The sequence below is a fragment of the Acinetobacter sp. UC24323 genome (assembly GCF_024151445.1).
In the GTDB taxonomy this organism is placed as follows: Bacteria; Pseudomonadota; Gammaproteobacteria; order Pseudomonadales; family Moraxellaceae; genus Acinetobacter; species Acinetobacter baumannii.
In genome coordinates this window covers 368,406-388,997 of the sequence record NZ_JAHIBY010000002.1, presented here as the reverse complement: position 1 = coordinate 388,997, position 20,592 = coordinate 368,406, and the positions used below count along the sequence as shown (strand labels likewise).

17 protein-coding genes are annotated in these 20,592 nt (G+C 38.3%); 7 read left to right on the top strand and 10 right to left on the bottom strand.

Annotation, left to right across the window (positions count from 1 at the left end):
* Positions 1-72: 72 nt before the first annotated feature.
* The 4 genes from KNQ97_RS04510 to KNQ97_RS04495 all read right to left on the bottom strand — a co-directional run bounded on the left by KNQ97_RS04510 (position 73) and on the right by KNQ97_RS04495 (position 4,279).
* The gene (locus KNQ97_RS04510; protein WP_000885360.1) at positions 73-774 is read right to left on the bottom strand and encodes a VIT family protein; all 702 of its coding nucleotides are present in this window, start codon (positions 772-774) and stop codon (positions 73-75) included.
* 182 nt (positions 775-956) lie between these two features.
* Positions 957-1,439, bottom strand: coding sequence for a peptidylprolyl isomerase (locus KNQ97_RS04505; protein WP_000123995.1), 483 nt, complete (start codon positions 1,437-1,439; stop codon positions 957-959).
* 135 nt (positions 1,440-1,574) lie between these two features.
* The gene (locus KNQ97_RS04500) at positions 1,575-2,861 is read right to left on the bottom strand and encodes an NAD(P)/FAD-dependent oxidoreductase (protein WP_000193143.1); all 1,287 of its coding nucleotides are present in this window, start codon (positions 2,859-2,861) and stop codon (positions 1,575-1,577) included.
* Positions 2,862-2,959: 98 nt separating this feature from the next.
* The gene (locus KNQ97_RS04495) at positions 2,960-4,279 is read right to left on the bottom strand and encodes a D-alanyl-D-alanine carboxypeptidase PBP6B (RefSeq protein ID WP_000667902.1); all 1,320 of its coding nucleotides are present in this window, start codon (positions 4,277-4,279) and stop codon (positions 2,960-2,962) included.
* 172 nt (positions 4,280-4,451) lie between these two features.
* On the opposite strand from KNQ97_RS04495, the gene KNQ97_RS04490 reads away from it, so the two are divergent.
* Together KNQ97_RS04490 and KNQ97_RS04485 are read left to right on the top strand one after the other, a co-directional pair.
* A complete protein-coding gene (locus tag KNQ97_RS04490; protein WP_253611927.1) occupies positions 4,452-6,155 on the top strand; it encodes a M61 family metallopeptidase in 1,704 nt (567 codons plus the stop codon).
* 400 nt (positions 6,156-6,555) lie between these two features.
* Positions 6,556-8,793, top strand: a complete 2,238-nt coding sequence (locus tag KNQ97_RS04485; RefSeq protein ID WP_000896679.1) for an NADP-dependent isocitrate dehydrogenase — start codon at positions 6,556-6,558, stop codon at positions 8,791-8,793.
* 117 nt (positions 8,794-8,910) lie between these two features.
* On the opposite strand, the gene KNQ97_RS04480 is transcribed toward KNQ97_RS04485, so the two are convergent.
* Positions 8,911-9,699 carry an rRNA large subunit pseudouridine synthase E gene (locus KNQ97_RS04480; RefSeq protein WP_253611926.1) on the bottom strand — a complete coding sequence of 263 codons (789 nt, stop codon included), beginning with the start codon at positions 9,697-9,699 and terminating at the stop codon, positions 8,911-8,913.
* Positions 9,700-9,899: 200 nt separating this feature from the next.
* Between KNQ97_RS04480 and icd the strand changes: the two genes are divergently transcribed.
* A complete protein-coding gene (gene icd / locus KNQ97_RS04475) occupies positions 9,900-11,156 on the top strand; it encodes an NADP-dependent isocitrate dehydrogenase (protein WP_000542119.1) in 1,257 nt (418 codons plus the stop codon).
* 100 nt (positions 11,157-11,256) lie between these two features.
* On the opposite strand, the gene KNQ97_RS04470 is transcribed toward icd, so the two are convergent.
* The 4 genes from KNQ97_RS04470 to KNQ97_RS04455 all read right to left on the bottom strand — a co-directional run bounded on the left by KNQ97_RS04470 (position 11,257) and on the right by KNQ97_RS04455 (position 13,686).
* Positions 11,257-11,748: a hypothetical protein gene (locus KNQ97_RS04470; RefSeq protein ID WP_001218088.1), complete on the bottom strand. Its 492-nt coding sequence runs from the start codon at positions 11,746-11,748 to the stop codon at positions 11,257-11,259.
* Positions 11,749-12,159 (bottom strand): hypothetical protein, encoded by a 411-nt coding sequence (locus KNQ97_RS04465; protein WP_000069664.1) that lies wholly within the window; start codon positions 12,157-12,159, stop codon positions 11,749-11,751.
* A gap of 226 nt (positions 12,160-12,385) precedes the next feature.
* The gene (locus KNQ97_RS04460) at positions 12,386-12,511 is read right to left on the bottom strand and encodes a hypothetical protein (RefSeq protein WP_253611925.1); all 126 of its coding nucleotides are present in this window, start codon (positions 12,509-12,511) and stop codon (positions 12,386-12,388) included.
* Positions 12,508-13,686, bottom strand: coding sequence for a YbfB/YjiJ family MFS transporter (locus KNQ97_RS04455; protein WP_253611924.1), 1,179 nt, complete (start codon positions 13,684-13,686; stop codon positions 12,508-12,510). Before KNQ97_RS04455 ends, KNQ97_RS04460 begins: the two co-directional genes overlap by 4 nt.
* 96 nt (positions 13,687-13,782) lie before the next feature.
* Here KNQ97_RS04455 and KNQ97_RS04450 point away from each other — a divergent pair, with 96 nt between their 5' ends.
* The 4 genes from KNQ97_RS04450 (at position 13,783) to KNQ97_RS04435 (ending at position 20,105) form a co-directional block, all read left to right on the top strand.
* Positions 13,783-14,664, top strand: a complete 882-nt coding sequence (locus tag KNQ97_RS04450) for a LysR family transcriptional regulator (protein ID WP_000925116.1) — start codon at positions 13,783-13,785, stop codon at positions 14,662-14,664.
* Positions 14,665-14,861: 197 nt separating this feature from the next.
* Entirely contained in the window at positions 14,862-16,256 is a 1,395-nt protein-coding gene (locus KNQ97_RS04445) for an L-cystine transporter (RefSeq protein WP_253611923.1), read from the top strand.
* Between the two features lie 148 nt (positions 16,257-16,404).
* Complete coding sequence (locus KNQ97_RS04440) at positions 16,405-17,220, top strand: PhzF family phenazine biosynthesis protein (protein ID WP_218666850.1); 816 nt, start codon at positions 16,405-16,407, stop codon at positions 17,218-17,220.
* Between the two features lie 122 nt (positions 17,221-17,342).
* Positions 17,343-20,105, top strand: coding sequence for a pitrilysin family protein (locus KNQ97_RS04435; RefSeq protein ID WP_000480983.1), 2,763 nt, complete (start codon positions 17,343-17,345; stop codon positions 20,103-20,105).
* 57 nt (positions 20,106-20,162) lie between these two features.
* Here the strand turns inward: KNQ97_RS04435 and KNQ97_RS04430 are convergent, their stop codons facing one another.
* A complete protein-coding gene (locus tag KNQ97_RS04430) occupies positions 20,163-20,546 on the bottom strand; it encodes a DUF3144 domain-containing protein (protein WP_000078676.1) in 384 nt (127 codons plus the stop codon).
* Positions 20,547-20,592: the final 46 nt, after the last annotated feature.

Genomic DNA, 20,592 nt, shown 5'->3' with positions numbered 1-20,592 from the left:
AAATAGAATGAAGAGCAAATAATATTGGCTATTTAATTTTTAAATATTAAGAGTCTTATTTAAAAAACTCTCTTATAAAGGAGTGACATTAAATAAGGAACCAATCCAGCTTGAAAAAGCCATCGCTAAAATACCCCATAAGGTAATACGTAAACTACCTTTGATTTTAGAAGTGCCTGCAAAATAACTCGAAAGGGCACCTAAAATTGCTAATGCCGCGATACCTGTAATAAGCACACTTGGCATAATTAAATGCTCTGGGCTAAACAAAATGGCAAGCATGGGGAAAAATGCCCCAAATGAAAATGAAGCTGCTGAGGAGAGTGCTGCTTGAATTGGGTTTGCCGCCGTATTTTCATGAATACCGATTTCATCTCGGGCATGTGCACCCAAAGCATCATGAGTTGTAAGCTGAATAGCTACCTCCTTTGCTAGTTCTTTTGAAAGTCCCCTAGAAATATAGATTTGAGTTAATTCATCCAATTCTTTTTGAGGGTATTTTTTTAATTCTTTTGCCTCAATAGCTAAATCTGATTTTTCAATATCTTCTTGAGATTTAACAGAAATATATTCTCCGGCAGCCATTGAGGTTGCGCCTGAAATGAGCCCGGCAACACAAGTGATAAATAGAGTATGTGAGCTTGCCCCACTTGCAGCCATCCCCATAATTAAGCTAGTCACTGAAATAATGCCATCATTAGCGCCTAATACTGAGGCTCTTAGCCAACCTGAGCGTTGAATGGCATGATGCTCTGTATGATGTGGAAAAGCCATGTGTTTAGCCTATTTCATTCTACTTATAGATTTTTATCCTATAAAATTTTATTGATTAATACGATTTCTTTTTTTGAGGTATATAAATTAAAGATAAAATAAAGTTTTCAAATGCATTAAATTAAAGACATAAAAAAAAGCAAAGCCGAAGCTTTGCCTTTTATTATCTTCTAAAAGAAGACTTAGTGGTGATGACCACCTGCACCGTGTACGTGACCGTGATCTAATTCTTCTTGAGAAGCTTCACGGATTTCTACGATTTCAACTTCAAAAGTTAAATCTTGACCAGCAAGTGGGAAGTTTGCATCAACGATAACGTTGTCACCTTCAACCGCTTTAACAGTAACGATTTGAACGCCGTCATCTGTTTGAGCTTGGAATTGCATACCAGGTTGAATGTTATCAACGCCTTGGAACATTTGAGCAGGAACTTCTTGTACTAGGTCTGGGTTGTATTCGCCATAACCTTCAGCAGCTGGTACGTTAACAGTGAATTTATCACCAACAGTCTTACCAGTTAATGCATTTTCTAAACCAGGAATGATGTTGCCTGCGCCATGCAAATAGGCAAGTGGTTCACCTTGAGATTGATCAAGTGTTTCACCCTCAGCGTTTGTTAATTTATAGTGGAATGAAACCACGTGGTTATTTGCAATTGCAGTCATGTTTTTGATCCATTCAATCAATTAAAGCGTACATCATAAAGTGAAAAATAAATTTTGTAGACTACAAAATCTCAATCTTTAACACTTTTTCTAATGCGTTTTTATCTAAATAGGGATGAACTTAAAAAATTCAACTCAATACAGCTTAATTTTTGGTCGTACTCGTCTTGTAAGTAAATCTTTCATTGTGAGTAGTCCAGCTTGAGTGTATCCGTGAATTGTTGCTTGATGTAAACGATATAAAGATACATACATCGTTTTGGCAATATATCCTTGGACACTGACATCCCCCAGTAATTCTCCAACCGCTTTATTACGACTTAAAGACACAAGTGAACCTTTGTCATTAAAAGTAAACATCGGTTGTGATCGGCCATTTAGCCTAGCAGCCATAGCATCGACTAAAAAGCTTGCTTGTTGACTAGCAACTTGAGCGCGTGGTCCGAGAGGCGGGTGTCTTGCATCAAGTTGGCAATGGGCACAATCACCAAATGCAAATACATTAGGATCGGAATAGGTCTGCAGCGTTGCATAGACCATTAAGCGGTTAATATTGTCACGTTCGAAATCGCTAAGACTTTCAAGTACTTTTGGTGCTTTTACCCCAGCTGCCCATACCGTAATATCACTGTTGAGTTGGTTACCATTACTAAAATAGATACAGTGTTCATCAATTTTTTCAACCCGGTGTTTAGTTAAAATTTCAACACCCATTTTTTGAAGCTGTTTTGCGCTATGTTCAGCTGTTTTTTCACTTAGAGCAGGGAGGATGCGTTCTGAGGCCTCAATGAGTGTAATTTTGACTTGATTCGGATGGATCTTTTTTAAACCATAGCGATAAAAGTTTTTGGTCGTTTCAATCAGTTCAGCCGCAAGTTCGACACCTGTTGCCCCCGCACCAATAATTCCAATATTTAATGTACGTTGATCGGGTTGATTTTGCGCTTCGATATATAAATGTAAAAGATCTTGCTGGAAAATATCCGCCTGTTTACGGCTATCGAGGAAATGGCAGTTTTCACGAACACCGGGTGTATTGAAATCATTTGATACTGAACCAAGCGCTAAAACCAGCGTATCGTAACTGAGTTGTTGAATATGGGTATTTTGTTCTTTAGAGACTTGAGGGGGAATTAAATCAATTATTTTCTTATCTTTATTTACTGCTATGAATGTTCCCAACACAAATTCATAGTGGTGTTTTTCTGCATGGGCAAAATAATTGGTTTGCTCTTCGTGAGGATTTAAAGAACCCGCCGCAATTTCATGAAGTAATGGTTTCCAGATATGAGTTAGATTTTGGTCAACCAATGTAATTTTGGCTTTACCATTTTTCCCAAAAGTTTCACCAAGTTGTGTGGCGAGTTCTAAACCACCAGCACCACCACCGACAATAACAATATGATGTAAGTTTTGGGTCATTTTTATCACCTAATTATTTTTCTATAAAAAAAGATGGCTGAATTATGCCATCTTTTCTTTATAAAATTTATTGTGCATCTGTGCACAATTTGATGTTTTTAGTGCGAATCTATAGGGTAGAGTTTTGCTGCACTGTGCTCACTTGATGAAAAGATTGAGAATAGGCTTGAGAACCACATCATAATTCTTTGAAAAATATTTGCTTCTTCAATGTGTACATCATTTTCAATTTGAAGACTGCGAATGAGCTGGTTGTTTTGATAAATTGAAACTGTTGCCAAATTCATCGCTTTCATTAACGGTGCTGTTAACTTTTGCTCATTTAACTGAATATTTACACGTGTTTGAGTTGTTTCAAGTGGAGCAATAACTTTAGGTTGTTGATTACTATCAAGAACCTGAATACGCTGTGTAGCATAATCAAACGTATTTAAATCAATTGGTGTTGGCTCAGCATATAAAGAAGTCGTAACAATGGTTGGCTGCTTAGTTTCTACTTTAAACATTTTTAAAGTTGATTTAATAACAGGCAATTCAGCAATTAATTTTTGCTCAGGAATAACCACTTCATCACGTGTATAAGCATAAGCAAGATTCATTAATTTATCTGCAATTTCAGCACGTTTCACAGCACTTGGTGTACCTAAGACAATTACCAGTAAACGTCTTTGCGGTAAGTTCGGTGAAAATGAAGGGCGTGAAGCTGTTAGAGCCAAGTTATAACCTGCTGCTTTGGTATAGCCAGTTTTTAAGCCATCTACAGATGGGTCATATTTTAAAGCAAGGTTCGTCGCGTGGTGAAAACGTTGATTGTAGCTAAAGCTCGGCATTTTCGAATAATGTAAATATTCAGGGGTCTGGTGAATCACTGCCTGACTTAATAAGCTTAAATCATGAGCTGTCGTGTAATGATCCGGCATTGTAATGCCAGCAGGGTTACTAAAGTGCGTGTCTTTCATACCCAGCGCTTGTGCTTCTTGATTCATACGCTTTACGAAATGAGGCACATCACCAGAAATTTTTTCAGCCAAAGTCACAGCTGCATCATTTGCAGACATAACAATTAAACCAGCCAAGAGCTGATCAACTGAAATTTGCTCGCCCGCTTTGAGGTACATTTGTGATTCATCCCACTGCACCACGCTTACGACTGGTGTTGCAGTAATGACTTCGTTCAGTTTTAACTTTCCAGCCTTAATCTCTTTTAATGCAATATAGGCCACCATCATTTTGGTTAAAGATGCTGGCGCACGTTGTACATGACTATTATGCTCAGCAATAATTTGACCAGATTGGGTATCTACAATTGTCCATGCAGCGGCTTCAACACTTTCAGGAGCAATATTAAGTAGAGCAGCATTGGTAAGAGTAGTACAGAAAATACTAAACAGCGTAAAAAGAGATAGGAAGAATTTCACTAGGTGACCTTGACGTTTACTGGCAAATACGGAACACAGATGCCCAGCATGCTATGCCTTTTTTTTGTAGAAGGCTAGTGTGAATTGTTGCCAAAAAATACATCTACGCAAGTCGATACAAAAAAGTGATAATCTAATGTGAAACCGTTCTTATTTTTAAATTGAAGAATTTATGTTGCATTATCAAATTGAGTTCGATGATTACAAACAACACCTTGTTCACGTGACAATTCGCTTTTTAGCGAATCCAAATCAGGAACTATGGTTACCAACGTGGATTCCGGGCAGTTATCTCATTCGAGAGTTTTCTAAGCACATCGAGGCAGTAAAGGCCTATGATGAAGCTGGACGCATGCTCAATATTAAAAAGACTGAAAAAAATCGCTGGCGTTTATTTAACACCGATCACGAGTTAATTACTGTTGAATATGATGTTTATGCATATGATTTATCAGTACGTGGTGCTTATGTAGATCAAACGCGTTTATATATTAACCCTGCCTGTGTGTGTTTAGGCTTAGAAGGCCAAGAACAATCTGCATGTGAATTAGAAATCTTTTTGCCGGATGAATTAAAACACTTTCAGTTAGCAACAGGATTAGCTTCAAAAAGTTTAGTAAAAGGACGTTTTACTTTAAAAGCTGATCATTATGATCAACTCATTGATAGTCCATTTGAACTGGCTGATCAAACGCGTTTTAGCTTCGAAACGCATGGAATTGAACATGAGTTTGTAATTTCAGGTACTCACGCTACGAATGTTGATCGTTTAAAAACGGATATTGAAAAAATTTGTGCAGCCGAAATTGATCTGTTTGGTTCGGCACCGTTTAAAAACTATACCTTCATGACCATGGCAACAGGGAATAGTTATGGTGGGCTAGAGCATTGCAATAGCACAAGTCTGATTACTCCACGAGATGATTTACCGAAATCGAATGAACCTACTGAACCTTCAAAAGATTATCAACGTTTCTTAGGTTTATGCAGTCATGAATATTTCCATTCTTGGTTAGTAAAGTTTATCCGTCCAGAAAATTTTGCGAACTACAACCTGCATCAAGAAGGCTATACCTCACTACTGTGGATTTTTGAAGGGTTTACTTCGTATTACGATGATTTAATTTTATTGCGCAGTGGCGTGATTTCCCAAAAGTCTTATTTAGATTTGTTGAAATCACAAATTGATCGCTATTTGCAAAACCCGGGACGTTTTGTTCAAACAGTAGCAGAATCAAGTTTTGATGCTTGGATTAAATTTTATCGTCAAGATGAAAATTCGAATAATGCAGGCACGAGCTATTATAACAAAGGTGCATTAGTTGCCTTATGTTTGGACTTAGGCTTACGTTTACGTGGTTCTAGCCTTGATGCCTTAATGCGTCGATTGTATGAAAATACGCAAAACGGTGTTCAGGTTAATGAGCGTACAATTTTTGATTTATGTGAAGAGCTAACAGGCGATAGTTGGGTAGAGCAAATCAATCATTTGATTAATACTACTGAAGAGTTACCACTCGATCAGTTATTCCCTGAGTTTGGTTTGAGCTATACGCTTAAAAATGATAAGACTTTAGCTTATGGTTTAAAGCTAGCTGATAAGCCTGAAGGTGTGTTAGTACAAAATGCTCACCGTGAGGGAGCTGGTGCTAAAGCGGGTATTTCTGCTAATGATGTCATTATTGCAATTGATGGACTAAAAGCGACCACAAAACTTATTGAGAAATATGCTAAACAAAAGGGTAATTACTCAGTCTTGGCTTTCCGCCGTGATGAGTTATTGTCGTTTGAAGTTACAGGTGACAGCATAAACTTAACTGAAGTTGAACTTATTATTGAAGATCAAAGTAAAGCTGACAAATGGTTAATAGCCTAAATAACCGTTAATTAATTTATAAAAAACCGATGTTTCGTGCATCGGTTTTTGTTTTTTCCTAACTTCAAAACATAGAAAGAGTCTTTATCTTTGAGTTTGTTTTGAATGAAAAGTATAATAATTGTCAGAACTCTGAAAGATATCTCATGTAATTTAAGACTGTTCTATACCTAAAAAGTTGGTAAAAGCACATTTATTACCATAAGTTAGGTATAAGATTATTATCGATAGATTTAAATTATGTATTATTTCGCTGCGAAATGTCGTTATCACTGGATATTTCGTTGACTGAAAGCCAATGAGAGCCGATACTCTCAGGGTTTTATTTAAGCATATCGGTTCGTAGGCACTGGGCCAAAAGCTCGGTCCTCAAAACTCAATTCAACGGAAGGGGCTATATATGGCTGGTGAAAAGTCAACCATCATTTACACACTGACTGACGAGGCGCCATTATTGGCGACTTATTCGCTACTGCCGATCATTGAGACCTTTACTAAGCCAGCTGGTATCGAGATTGTTAAAAGTGACATCTCTGTAGCTGCACGTGTGCTCGCAGAATTCGCTGACTACCTAAGTGAAGAGCAAAAGGTATCCGACAACCTTGCTGAGCTAGGTCGTCTTACACAAGATCCAGATACTAACATTATCAAACTCCCAAATATTAGTGCCTCTGTTGCGCAATTGACAGCATGTATTAAAGAACTTCAATCTAAAGGTTATGCAATTCCTGACTATCCGGAAAACCCAGCGACTGAAGAAGAAAAAACAATCAAAGCTCGTTATGGCAAATGCCTAGGTTCAGCAGTAAACCCTGTTCTTCGTGAAGGTAACTCTGACCGTCGTGCTCCTGCTGCCGTTAAAAATTACGCTAAGAAACACCCTCACTCAATGAGCGAGTGGAAACAATGGTCGCAAACTCACGTTTCACACATGGAAGAAGGTGACTTCTACCACGGTGAAAAGTCAATGACACTTGACCGTCCACGCAATGTAAAAATGGAACTTATCACAAACAGTGGTAAGAGCATTGTTCTTAAGCCAAAAGTTGCGCTTCAAGAAGGCGAAATCATTGACTCAATGTTCATGAGCAAAAAAGCGCTTTGTGACTTCTACGAGAAACAACTTGATGACTGCCGTGAAGCAGGAATTTTATTCTCATTACACGTAAAAGCGACAATGATGAAAGTTTCACACCCGATCGTTTTCGGTCACTGTGTGAAAATCTACTATAAAGAAGCTTTCGAAAAACACGGTAAGTTGTTTGACGAATTAGGCATTAACGTAAATAACGGTATGGCTGGGTTATACGAGAAAATTGAAACTCTTCCAACCTCATTACGTGAAGAAATCATTGAAGATTTACATGCTTGCCAAGAACACCGTCCTGCACTTGCGATGGTCGACTCAGCAAAAGGTATCACTAACTTCCATTCACCTAATGACATCATCGTAGATGCTTCTATGCCTGCAATGATCCGTGCTGGTGGTAAAATGTGGGGTGCTGATGGTAAGCAATACGATGCTAAGGCAGTAATGCCAGAATCAACATTTGCCCGTATTTACCAAGAAATGATCAATTTCTGTAAATGGCATGGTAACTTTGATCCAAAAACAATGGGTACAGTACCAAACGTTGGTTTGATGGCTCAAAAAGCTGAAGAATACGGTTCTCACGACAAGACTTTTGAAATTCCTGAAGCAGGTATTGCAAACATTACTGATCTTGACACTGGTGAAGTGTTATTGACTCAAAATGTTGAAGAAGGCGATATCTGGCGTATGTGTCAGGTGAAAGACGCTCCGATTCGTGACTGGGTAAAACTTGCAGTAACTCGTGCACGTAACTCAGGCATGCCTGCGATCTTCTGGCTTGACCCATACCGTCCACACGAAAATGAATTGATCAAGAAAGTACAGAAGTACTTAAAAGATCACGATACGACTGGTCTTGATATCCAGATCATGTCTCAAGTACGTGCAATGCGTTACACACTTGAGCGTGTAGTTCGTGGCCTCGATACAATTTCTGTAACTGGTAACATCTTACGCGACTACTTAACTGACTTGTTCCCAATTATGGAACTTGGTACTTCTGCGAAAATGTTGTCTATCGTTCCGCTTATGGCGGGTGGTGGCATGTACGAAACTGGTGCGGGTGGTTCAGCACCTAAACATGTACAACAACTTGTTGAAGAAAACCACTTACGTTGGGATTCGCTTGGTGAGTTCCTTGCGCTTGCAGTTTCTCTAGAAGAAATGGGTATTAAAGAAAATAATGCTCGTGCCAAGTTACTTGCGAAGACACTTGATGAAGCGACTGGTAAATTGCTTGACAATGACAAGTCTCCATCACGTCGTACAGGTGAACTTGACAACCGTGGCAGTCACTTCTATTTGTCACTTTACTGGGCAGAAGCACTTGCTGCACAGAACGAAGATGCTGAGTTGAAAGCTAAATTTGCTCCACTTGCAAAAGCATTAGCTGAAAACGAACAGAAGATCGTTGCTGAGCTTGCTCAAGTACAAGGTAAACCGGCTGATATCGGTGGTTACTATGCAGTTGACCCAGCGAAAGTAAGCGCTGTAATGCGTCCAAGTGCTACATTCAATGCAGCGCTTTCAACTGTTCAGGCTTAACTACTAATTCGTTAGTACATAGCTAAAAGCCGGTGCATAAGCACCGGCTTTTTATTTTTATAAAATAAAAGTCATTAAAAAAAGCCCACTAACGTGAGCTTTAAAACTTAAATATTTTTATCGGCTATTGCGGCTACGACCACGTGGTGCTTTGGTATTTGGACGTGTTGTACCGTTAGTCTTACGACGCGGTTTTTCACTTTCATCCATTTGCCAAATACGCTTTGTACCAGATTTTTTCGCAGAACCATCTTTGTTCTTGCGAACCATTGGCTTACCGCCAGTGCCACCCGGTTTTTTCACATATGAACGTGAACGATAAGGTTGTTCAGCCGGAACATCTTTAAAGTCTGGGTAGAGTAGAGGCTCAATTTCTTTGGTTTCGCCCAGTTGTAATCCCAATTGAACTAAGTCAATCGTACCAATTTTTGTACGAATGAGACGTAAAGTCGGAAAACCTACCGCAGAGGTCATGCGACGAACTTGGCGGTTACGACCTTCACAAATAGAGATTTCAATCCAAGATGTTGGAATGCTGGCACGGTAACGTACAGGAGGATCGCGGTCCCATAACCATTCAGGCTCACTTACCTTAATTGCTTTAGCTGGTAAAGTCATACCATCATTAAGCTCTACACCCTTACGAAGCTGCTCGAGTGCTTCTTCGGTTACATCGCCATCAACTTGAACTAAATACGTTTTGTATTTTTTATTCGCAGGGTTGGTAATGAACTGATTCAAACCACCATGATCAGTTAAGAAAACTAAACCCTCAGAGTCCATATCAAGACGGCCTGCTATGCGCAAAGTCGGGTCATCTACAAAGTCAGAGACCGTCATGTGTGCTTCGTCTTTACGAAACTGGGAGAGAACGTCATATGGTTTGTTGAGAATGACGATTTTCATAAAAAATGACTTCTTCTTTCAAATAAGCGGTAAAAACATTGAGCTATATTTAAGTGCGAAATTTGCTTATTTCCCACATAAATCTCAAAAAGGGTTAAATTCGATTAAGCTATTATGCGTTAATAAAAGTTGAAAGTATTGTTTATCGATAATTATTTTTGTTTGGTTAGTTAAATATTATAAAAGGGAGAATCTACATAATGGGTTATCAGAAGATCGTGGTTCCTGCCGACGGTGATAAAATTACAGTAAAAGCAGACCTGTCACTGAATGTACCAAATCATCCAATTATTCCTTTCATTGAGGGTGACGGTATTGGTGTAGATATTACACCGGCAATGAAAAAAGTTGTTGATGCGGCAATTTTAAAAGCCTATGGCGGCAAACGCTCTATTGAATGGATGGAAGTGTATTGCGGTGAAAAGGCCAATAAAATTTACGGTACTTATATGCCGGAAGAAACCTTTGAAGCGCTGCGTGAATTTGTAGTTTCAATTAAAGGCCCTTTAACTACACCAGTCGGTGGTGGTATTCGTTCACTCAACGTTGCACTACGTCAAGAACTGGATTTGTATGTATGTGTACGTCCTGTGCGTTGGTTCCAAGGCGTCCCTTCACCCGTTCAACATCCTGAGTTAACTGACATGGTGATTTTCCGTGAAAACTCGGAAGATATTTATGCAGGTATTGAATGGAAAGCAGATTCTGAAGAAGCTAAAAAAGTTATTAAATTCCTTCAAGAAGAAATGGGGGTCACAAAAATTCGATTCCCTGAAGGATGTGGTATTGGTATTAAACCCGTTTCCAAAGAAGGAACACAGCGCTTAGTTCGTAAGGCCATTCAGTTTGCAATAGATAATGACAAACCTTCAGTGACTCTTGTTCATAAAGGCAACATTATGAAATATACCGAAGGTGCCTTTAAAGAATGGGGGTATGAGTTAGCGCTAGATCGTTTCGGTGGTGAATTAATCGATGGTGGCCCATGGGTTAAAATTAAGAACCCTAAAAATGGTAAAGACATCATTATTAAAGACGTGATTGCAGATGCTTTCTTGCAACAAATCTTGATGCGTCCTGCTGACTACTCTGTAATTGCAACCCTTAATTTAAATGGTGACTATATTTCAGATGCTTTAGCAGCAGAAGTAGGGGGAATCGGGATTGCGCCAGGTGCGAATATTGGTGGAGCTATTGCAGTGTATGAAGCAACGCATGGCACTGCACCTAAATATGCTGGGCAAGATAAAGTCAACCCGGGTTCAATTATTCTCTCTGCTGAAATGATGCTCCGTGATATGGGGTGGACAGAAGCAGCGGACCTGATTATTAAAGGTATTTCAGGGGCGATTGCAGCTAAAACCGTAACTTATGATTTTGAGCGTTTAATGCCAGGAGCGACCTTGTTACGTTGCTCAGAATTTGGCGATGCCATAATTCAACATATGGAAGATTAAACTTTCATAGAAAAGCCCTCAATTGAGGGCTTTTAAAGTCTTTAGATTTATAATATTGAAAAGTAATAAAAAATAAGAATTTAAAACGTTAAAATTTTAGCTAGGAATTAGCCGTATATGCCCACAATATACATGCTAATATCGTTAAACTCAGTAATATTAAGCCTTGCCCATGATGTGTTGCATACAGTGGTACATTTCCAATCGTATGCGTCATTTTGTAGTTTAGAATAGGCCGAATACAAAAGAAAAAAAGCGGTAATGATAAAATCACTGTATTACTAATTTTAATTGTATGGCGAAAATAGTAACTAAATAGTCCTATTAGGGCGGCATACAATAATGTTTTAAATAGCACCTCTCCACTGGTGTATATATCTATACCGAGATAAAAATTAAACTTCCATATCAGAAGACTAATTGTAGCAATTATTGCGATAATACCTACAACAACAGCATTTGCTGGGTTTGATACATTGAACATTTTTAGAGTTTTTAATTGATATAAATTAATTTGCTTAAAATATATATTATAAAAACATAGAGTACAGTGACGATTTTTAACTTTATAAAACTCCCTAAAAATCCTCATTTAGACATTTTGAGACTCAAGCGAGTTTGAGCTTGTTTCTTTAAATACCCATAGGGCAAAACAAAATATGATCACGATGAGTAGCCCTAAACTTTGACCATGACCCGAGAGATAAAACGGAACATCTGGGATAGTTTGAATGGCCTTGTAGTCAAGAATTGGCTCTAGCCAAAAGTATGCAAATGGAACAGCAATTAAAAATTGTGTTGTAAACTCAATATGATTGCGTGTTAAAAAGCCCAAAATAGCTGCTGTGACAATATAGATAATAATCCTTACCGAGACTTCGTATGATGTTGTCATATCCAGTGCAAAGATGGTCTGACATTTAAATGCCAGTAATAAAACACCGATAAAAGCGAACATCGCCAAGAGCTTTAAAAGCTCATCAATATAATTGTTATTGCTCATGTTTTGCTCAATTTTAAGTATTAAAAATTATAAATTTTGACTGAATATAGATTAGAAAATAGCTCTCTACATTGACATAATATGACATTTTTTGTCAGTTAAGCGTTTTTAATAAGCGTACTAAAATAGCTGTTATGCGGTTTGTTCTACTGATCTATTCATTAATTTTTATTTTGACAATATACGATTATTCAATGGAAAAGCCCCTTATATATAGGGGCTTTTTTTATTGCATAAATTCCGGATGCTTCTGGGGCTTAGAGATACCAATTTTCTTTTGATAGCTTTGGTCTAAAGCCTGAATAATGAGTACGAAAACAATCAAAAAGAGAGGAAAGAATAAAGTTTTCACGATTTGGTTTCTCCGAGAGTGTTCGGCAGGGAAGAACGGATAGGAATTAAAAGGCTCAATGCAAATAACAAAACAATGCCGCCCATTAAAAACAGATGGGCATAAGACCAATGCAAGTGATGTAAAGTACTAATAACAACGCCACCTAATAACTGAGTGCTGGCAAACCCAATGGTGGCAAGGCTCCAGATTTTTTGATAACGCTGTTCATAAATCTGTAGCAGGCTGTAAGAGCTAATAAATACGGTGGCAGGTGTGAGTAAACCTGTAAGAAAGGACGATAAAGTGAGCAAAGTAGTAGCATGTGAAAAAAATGGTAGGGCAACTGCCAAGCAATAGACACCGTATAGACATTTAATTGCCTGCAAATATCCAATAAGGCGGCTTAAACAATACGCCACAAAGGCGCCAACACAACTTCCGACCCCATAAAGAACCCAAAATAAGTTTCGTTGTTGCAATGGAAAATGTAGGGTCCCCGATAAATAGTCCATCCAAAACAAAGAGTGAGGGATATATGCAAAAGCACTGCACATATAAGCAATAATAATGACCAGTCCTAAACGTGAATGTTTGAAGTTTTGAGGAGCGTGATTGGCCGTTTGAACGGACTCGGTAGGTGGGTGCCTTAATAACTGTAAAAGTACCAAACTGCCAATAATGGAAATGACGGCAAAAATTTCCCAGACATATTGAACAGGCATATTTTTAAGTGCAGGAATAATGAGAGTGGCAGATAACACGCCTGCGCCAATACCACTAAACCCTAAAAAATTGACTTTGAGCCTTTGGCTAATTGCAATATTTTTCATGGCAAAGCTGGGCGCTAAAATCATGAGTAGGCCACCTGCGATACCTGAAATGGTGCGCCAGAGAATAAACCAAGCCAGAGACATGTGTATAAACGAACAGCAGAGTAGGCTTAAGCTGCCTAAAACCGCCGAAGTCATAATCAAAGCAGGTATAGATTTTTCTTTAATGCTAAACAGGGCCAATAGTGCGCCAACCAGATAGCCCAATAAATTTGCACTTCCTAAGTAGCTTGCAAAGTCGTGAGTCCATCCATATTGCACAATCATAATAGGCATGAGTGCGGTATAGGAAAATCTAAAAATACCAATTCCTAGGCAAGTCGCTAAAAAGACAAGCAGGCTCATTCGATAGAACGTAGACATGAGAAATCTCTCAATTTTTTTATTATTAAAAGCGAGTTTATTTATCATTAGAAATGATTTAATATGATATTAATTATCTTGTTTTGAGATAGTGGCATGTTGCTTAAGTCTTTAGAGTTTTTTTTAGCGGTTGCAGAGAGTGGAAGTTTTTCATTGGCTGCACAAAAAATGTGTACGGTTCAATCCAATATCACGAGCCACGTGAAAAAGCTTGAAGAAGAGTTAGGTGTGATTTTATTAAATCGTCATAACCCCGTTACATTAACCAATGCAGGACACCAGCTACATAGTTATGCTGTGCAAATGATCGCACTGCATAATAAAGCGAAGACAATCTTCCGAGAAGGTGATATTGACCCGAATGAAACTATTCGTTTGGGCAGTATGGAAACGACAGCAGCAATACGACTTCCTCAATTGCTTAATGAATGTATGCAGCAACATCCGAATCTGCCGCTTGAACTTCAAACTCACCCGACAGGATATTTGTTAAATGCTGTGCAACAAGGAGAAGTCGATTGTGCTTTTGTCGCTTCTAAATATGTGATTCCAGAGCTATATAGTTTTCCGGTGTGGCAAGAACAACTGGTTTTGGTTTGCCCAAAACAACAAATTGATTTTCCCGACATTGCCACCCTCGCAAAGACTCGATTTATTGCATTTCGACAAGGATGTTCCTATCGGCATGCAATTGAGTTGTTTTTAAATGATCACAGTGTGCCACCTTCGCAAATTATGGAAATGGGCAGTCTGGATGGCATTGTAAGCTGTGTGGAATTAGGTGTCGGTTTTGCTTTATTGCCAAAGTCATATCTGAATAAAGTAGCCGATAAAGTCTCATTAAGTTGTTTTGAAATTAACACTGAATCTGCACATTTCACTACTTATTTGGTCGCCCAGCCTCCTGAAACATGGGGCAGTAATTTAAAGCAATTTATTTGTTTTATTGAGCAACAATTTATACAGAAATGCGCTTAATTTTTATACATAAATATCTAACGTAACTTATGTTTTAAAAGTGATATATATGTATTTAAAAGTCATTTTATATTCTCATTCAGATCGGTAATGATTTGCATGCTAGAAAATTGTTGAAAAGGGTAGTTTATATAGGCCGGCTATGGTCAAATATGCCCCCTTAAAAGATGACACAAGCAATAATTTGGAGTTTGGGAATGAATATACCCTTAATCATCAATATTGTGGTTTTTGTCGGGTTAATATTTTTACTCGCCCAAACACGTAAAACGGACTGGAGCTTATCTAAAAAAGTTCTAGCTGGCTTAATTTTAGGTGTAGTGTTTGGTTTAGGACTACATTTGATTTATGGCGGTGGCCATCCGATTCTTGCTGAATCTATTAGCTGGTTTAATATTGTTGGTAACGGCTATGTAAAACTTTTACAAATGGTCGTGATGCCTTTGGTCTTTGTTTCGATTTTAGGTGCGGTAGCGAAGCTACACCAAGCTTCTTCTTTAGGAAAAATCAGCTTCTACACCATCGGGACTTTGTTATTTACCACACTCATCGCTGCGCTGGTTGGGGTATTTGTGACGAACTTGTTTGGTTTAACTGCCAAAGGTTTGGTACAAGGAGCGGCTGAAACAGCTCGACTTACTGCAATTCAGACCGACTATGTGGGTAAAGTAACAGACTTAAGCGTACCGCAATTTATTCTTTCTTTTATTCCGAGTAACCCTTTTGCTGAGTTAACGGGTGCAAATCCGACTTCAATTATTAGCGTGGTTATCTTTGCTGTCTTTTTAGGGATAGCAGCACTCAACCTAATGAAAGATGACGCAGAAAAAGGTCAACGTATTCTGACGGCTATTCAAACATTACAGTCTTGGGTAATGAAGCTTGTTCGTTTAGTGATGACACTTACACCATATGGTGTTTTTGCCCTAATGACGAAAGTTGTGGCAAGTTCAAATGTCGCAGATATCTTGAACCTAGGTGGTTTCTTGGTGGCGTCTTATTTAGGTTTGGCGATTATGTTCGTCGTGCATGCCATTATTTTGACTCTGACCGGTGTTTCTCCACTTAAGTTCTTCAAGAAAGTTGCTCCGGTTCTAACATTCGCGTTTACGAGTCGTTCAAGTGCTGCAAGTATTCCACTGAGCATTGAAGTGCAAACTCGTCGTTTGGGTGTGCCTGAGTCTATTGCAAGTTTCTCTGCTTCTTTTGGTGCCACTATTGGACAAAATGGTTGTGCGGGTTTGTATCCTGCAATGCTCGCAGTCATGGTTGCGCCAACTATGGGTATTAACACCCTAGACCCAATGTGGATTGCTTCGTTAGTGGGTATTGTGACTTTAAGTTCAATTGGCGTAGCAGGTGTTGGTGGTGGTGCAACTTTCGCAGCATTGATCGTACTTCCTGCTATGGGCTTACCTGTAACATTGGTTGCTCTTCTTATTTCAATTGAACCACTCATTGATATGGGACGTACTGCGTTAAACGTAAATGGTTCGATGACTGCTGGTGTAGTTACAAGCCAATTTATGGGGCAGACCGACAAAGCTATAATGAATAGCGAAGATGAAATTGAATTAACTCAACATCATTAAGAGTTAATATTAAACGGCTCTCCACTCTGGATGAGCCGTTTTTTTATATGTGTAACTTGCAACTGTGATGTTAATTTTTAAAAAACTGTATCTATTTTTCTTTTAAATAATTTTCGAAAATGAGCCTATTAAGAAAGAGAGCACTAACATGAAAATGTATCAAGTCGATGCTTTTACCAAAGAGCTATTTCGTGGAAATCCGGCTGCTGTGATTGTTGGAAAAGAGTGGCCAGATGCAGATTTAATGCAAAAGATAGCACTTGAAAATAACTTATCTGAGACTGCTTTTGTAAAAATTATAGACTCTGAAAATTATGAAATACGTTGGTTTACTCCAACGGTTGAGGTGGATTTTTGCGGGCATGCGACTCTTGCGAGTGCTTTCGTATTATTTAAAGATTTTACTGAGAAAAAGACTCTTAATTTTCATGTACGAAACTTAGGTTTGTTTGTAGTTCATCAAGATGAAGACGGCAAAATCAGAATGGATTTTCCAATTCGTAAAGCTCAGCAAGTTGAAGATTATCCGGCTATTTTACGTCAAGCATTAACAAAACCTTTTAAAGCGGTTTATCAAAATATTCAAGCCTACATTGTTGAATATGAGTCAGTGCAAGATGTGTTAGATGAGCAACCTGACATGAACTTACTTAAAGCCTTAGGTAAACGGACTGCAATTACAACTACAGCAATGGATGTTGCAATAACTTCAAAAGCTGACCATCAATATGACTGTGTTTCTCGTTATTTTGCACCTGTCGCAGGCATTGATGAAGACCCGGTTACTGGTTCAATTCATACCGCAATAGCGCCACTATGGGCAGAGAAACTCGCTAAAAATAATATTGTGGCCTATCAGGCTTCTAGCCGTGGAGGCATATTGTATTGTAATGTCTTAAATCAGGAACGTATTGAAATTTCGGGATATGGCAAACTTTATATGCAAGCCGAAATTTTTCCTTAAAATATAAGGCCGTTTAAATAAACGGCTTTTTTTTCAAATCTTTACTATGAAAGTCAGCTCAAATTTCCTACTATAGTCACACAACTATTGATTTTTTATTATTCAAATTAATTGGTATTTATATGTTTATGCAGTTTAAACAACTGACTCTCTCCCTATGTATTTTTGGTTTAAGTGCTGCCTCTTTTGCACAAACAACATTAGTAAAAAGTAAGCAAAATGTTGAGGAATATAAATTAGATAATGGTTTTCGGGTAGTGCTTGCGCCGAATGACAAAGAAAATAAAATCTTTATTAATACCATTTATTTAACGGGTTCTTTAAATGATCCACAGGGTAAAAGTGGTTTAGCACATTTACTCGAACATTTAGCATTTAAAGGCACGCAAAATGTAAAAGGTGAAGAATTCCAACGCCGTTTAGATCAATATACGTTAATGACGAATGCGAGCACGGATTACTATTCAACCAAATACACCAATATTGTCCGTCCAGAAAAAACAGCACTCGATCAAGTACTGTACCTTGAATCTGAGCGCATGGACAAATTAGTTCTACAAGAAAAATTTGTGCCTTCTGAAATTGAAATCGTAAAGCGTGAACGTGAAGTCCGTATGGATCAGCCTTTTGCTGTCTTGATGGATCAAATGTGGAAGTCGGCTTATGGTAATCAATATCTAGGTCGATTACCGATTGGTGATTTACCTGAGCTTAAGTCAATTAAAATGCCTGAGTTGAACCAGTTCTATCGCAGTTGGTATGCGCCTAATAATGCGGTCATGGTGATTTCAGGCAAGTTTGATAAAACTGATGTTTTGAAAACGATAGACCAATATTTTAGCCCAATTCCTGCGCGAGCTGTGCCTAAGCCTGTTCAAGTGCCTGTGTTAGATTCTACAAAACTCAAAAACCGTGAGTTTGTGGTGAAAAAGGGCAGTGATTTGGCCAAATTCCATATCTATATGGATGGTAAAAACACAAAAATTCAACCGGAACTGGCTTTCGCACCTATGTTGTATACCATGCAGCCAAGTGGTCATTTGTACCAAAATATGGTTGAAACAGGTGTTAGTACAGACGTTCAGGCATCAACATGGCTAGATCAAGATTTTAACGTCGTATTTTTAGGTGCTATTTATTCACCAAAAAATGACCCTAAAAAAGTTGAAAGCGCTTTGCTCTCTGGAATTGAAAAGGGTAAACCTTTTACAGAGACTGAGCTAAATCGTGTAAAAAGCTTAATGAAAACGCAAGGTGAGTTAGTCAATAAAGATGCCGTTGCTTTGGGTTCCCGTTTAAGTGATTACACTGTAGCGGATGGGCAATGGGACCAATATTTTAAAGATTTAGATTCAATTGATAAAGTGAAGCTCAATGAGGTAAATCAAACCTTAAAACAGTTCCTTGTTGCAGGTCATCGTATTGATGGCGATATTTTGCCAACACCAGAAGACCAAAAGAAAGCATTACAACTCGACGCAAAAGATAAGCCTAAAACATTAGATCAAACAGATGTTAAAGCAGAGCCTTTAAAAGATCCGAAAGTTTATCAACAAGAAGTTGCCGAGTTTTTAAAAACGTCTAAGCAATATGCCGAAAGTAATGAGAAAAAGATCATTCGCGGAAAACTTAAAAATGGAATGAAGTATGCTTTATTCCCTGTAGAAACCCGTGATGATCGTACCTATGCCACCATTACTATGGATTTTGGTACTGAAAAATCTTTATTCGATAAAGGTACGGTTGTTGATTTAACTTCATATTTATTGCTTCGCGGTTCTGATAAATATAGCTTGCAAGATATTGCCGATAAATCGATTGATGCAGGTGGCGCGGCTTATGCGAGTGCCGATGGCAATGGCATGACCATTAATATTCAATCTAAAACTGAAAAGTTTGATGAGTTTTTCAAGTTTGTTCTAGAGGTCATGAAAAATCCTAAATTTGAACAATCTCAATTTGACTTAATTAAATCTCAAAGCTTATCTAGTCTTGATCGTCCTTATACAGAACCGGATGTGGTAGCAGGTCTAACATTATCTCGCTTGGTAGAAGAATACCAGCCGGGTGATTTGCGTTATCACTTTGAACCGGAGCTGGCTAAAAAACAATTAAAGAATGTGACTCAAGAACAAGTGAAAGAGCTTTATCAGCATTTCTTTGCCATGAATCATGCGCAAATTGCGATTACAGGTGCATTTGATGCCCAAAAAATGAAAAAGCTATTGAATCAAGAATTTGGAAGCTGGAATAGCAAACAACCGTATGAAAAAATCTTGATTCAGCACGTTGATTTCCCTGCTCAGCAAGTACATGTCTTATCTGAGCAGCGTGAGTTTGGTAGTTATCAAAGTGTACTTGCCTTACCAGTTGGGAAAAACCATCCTGACGCTTCTGCATTAATTTTAATGAATTACATTTTGGGTGAATCTCAAATTTCATCACGTTTGGCTCAAGAGCTTCGTGAAAAAAATGCACTGGTATATGGTTTTGGTACTGGTTTGCAATTAGATCGAGACACGAATGTAGGTGCGTTAAGCATTAGTGCAAATTATACGGCTGGTCGCTCGGCACAAGTTTCTGCTTCAGTTCATAAGGTTCTAAATGACTTAATTACTCATGGTATTACAGAGCAAGAGCTTGCAGCAGCGAAGGCGGATATCATGAAGAAACGTGTTACTGCCTTAGAAGATGAACGTAATATTCATGGTATGTTGAATCTAGAGCTTGAGTCAGGTAAAACATTACTTGACCGTGTTAAACATGACCAAGAGTTAACAAAGTTAACGGTTGCTGATGTGAACGCAGTTATTAAAAAATATATTAAACCTTCAAATCTTGTTGAAGTTATGGCTGACCAGTATGGTCAAGCCCAAAAGCAGTAAATAATTGCCAAATAAAAAGCCACATGAAGTGGCTTTTTATTTGAGTGGTAAAATATTTTAATGGTCGTGTTTGTGAGTATGAAAATCTTCATTCTTACGGAAACGTAAGTAGTTATCGAACTGTTCACAATACTCATCAAAGTTATCTTCAAGCATCATTTGGAACTGTTGAAGAAGGTAAGACATCACCTGATCTTTTGCATCACGCATTTCATTACCATCTTTAAAATTATTGGCAGCCACCCATGTATTAAAACGAGCAGTTGCAAATAACATGGCTGCGCTCACTTGACCACGAAGCTCGGCCGGGTCTGGCTTTTGGCCTTTTGGCGGGCGACAAAAATCATTTGCTTGTTTAATGAATTCATCCGCACGCTCAAAGAAAACAGCATTTAACGCTTCTTCTTCAGTAATATCTGTTGCATTAATCTTTTGAGACATGACTTATTCCCGCAAAAATAGAGCTGCTTATTATAGGCAAAGCCTT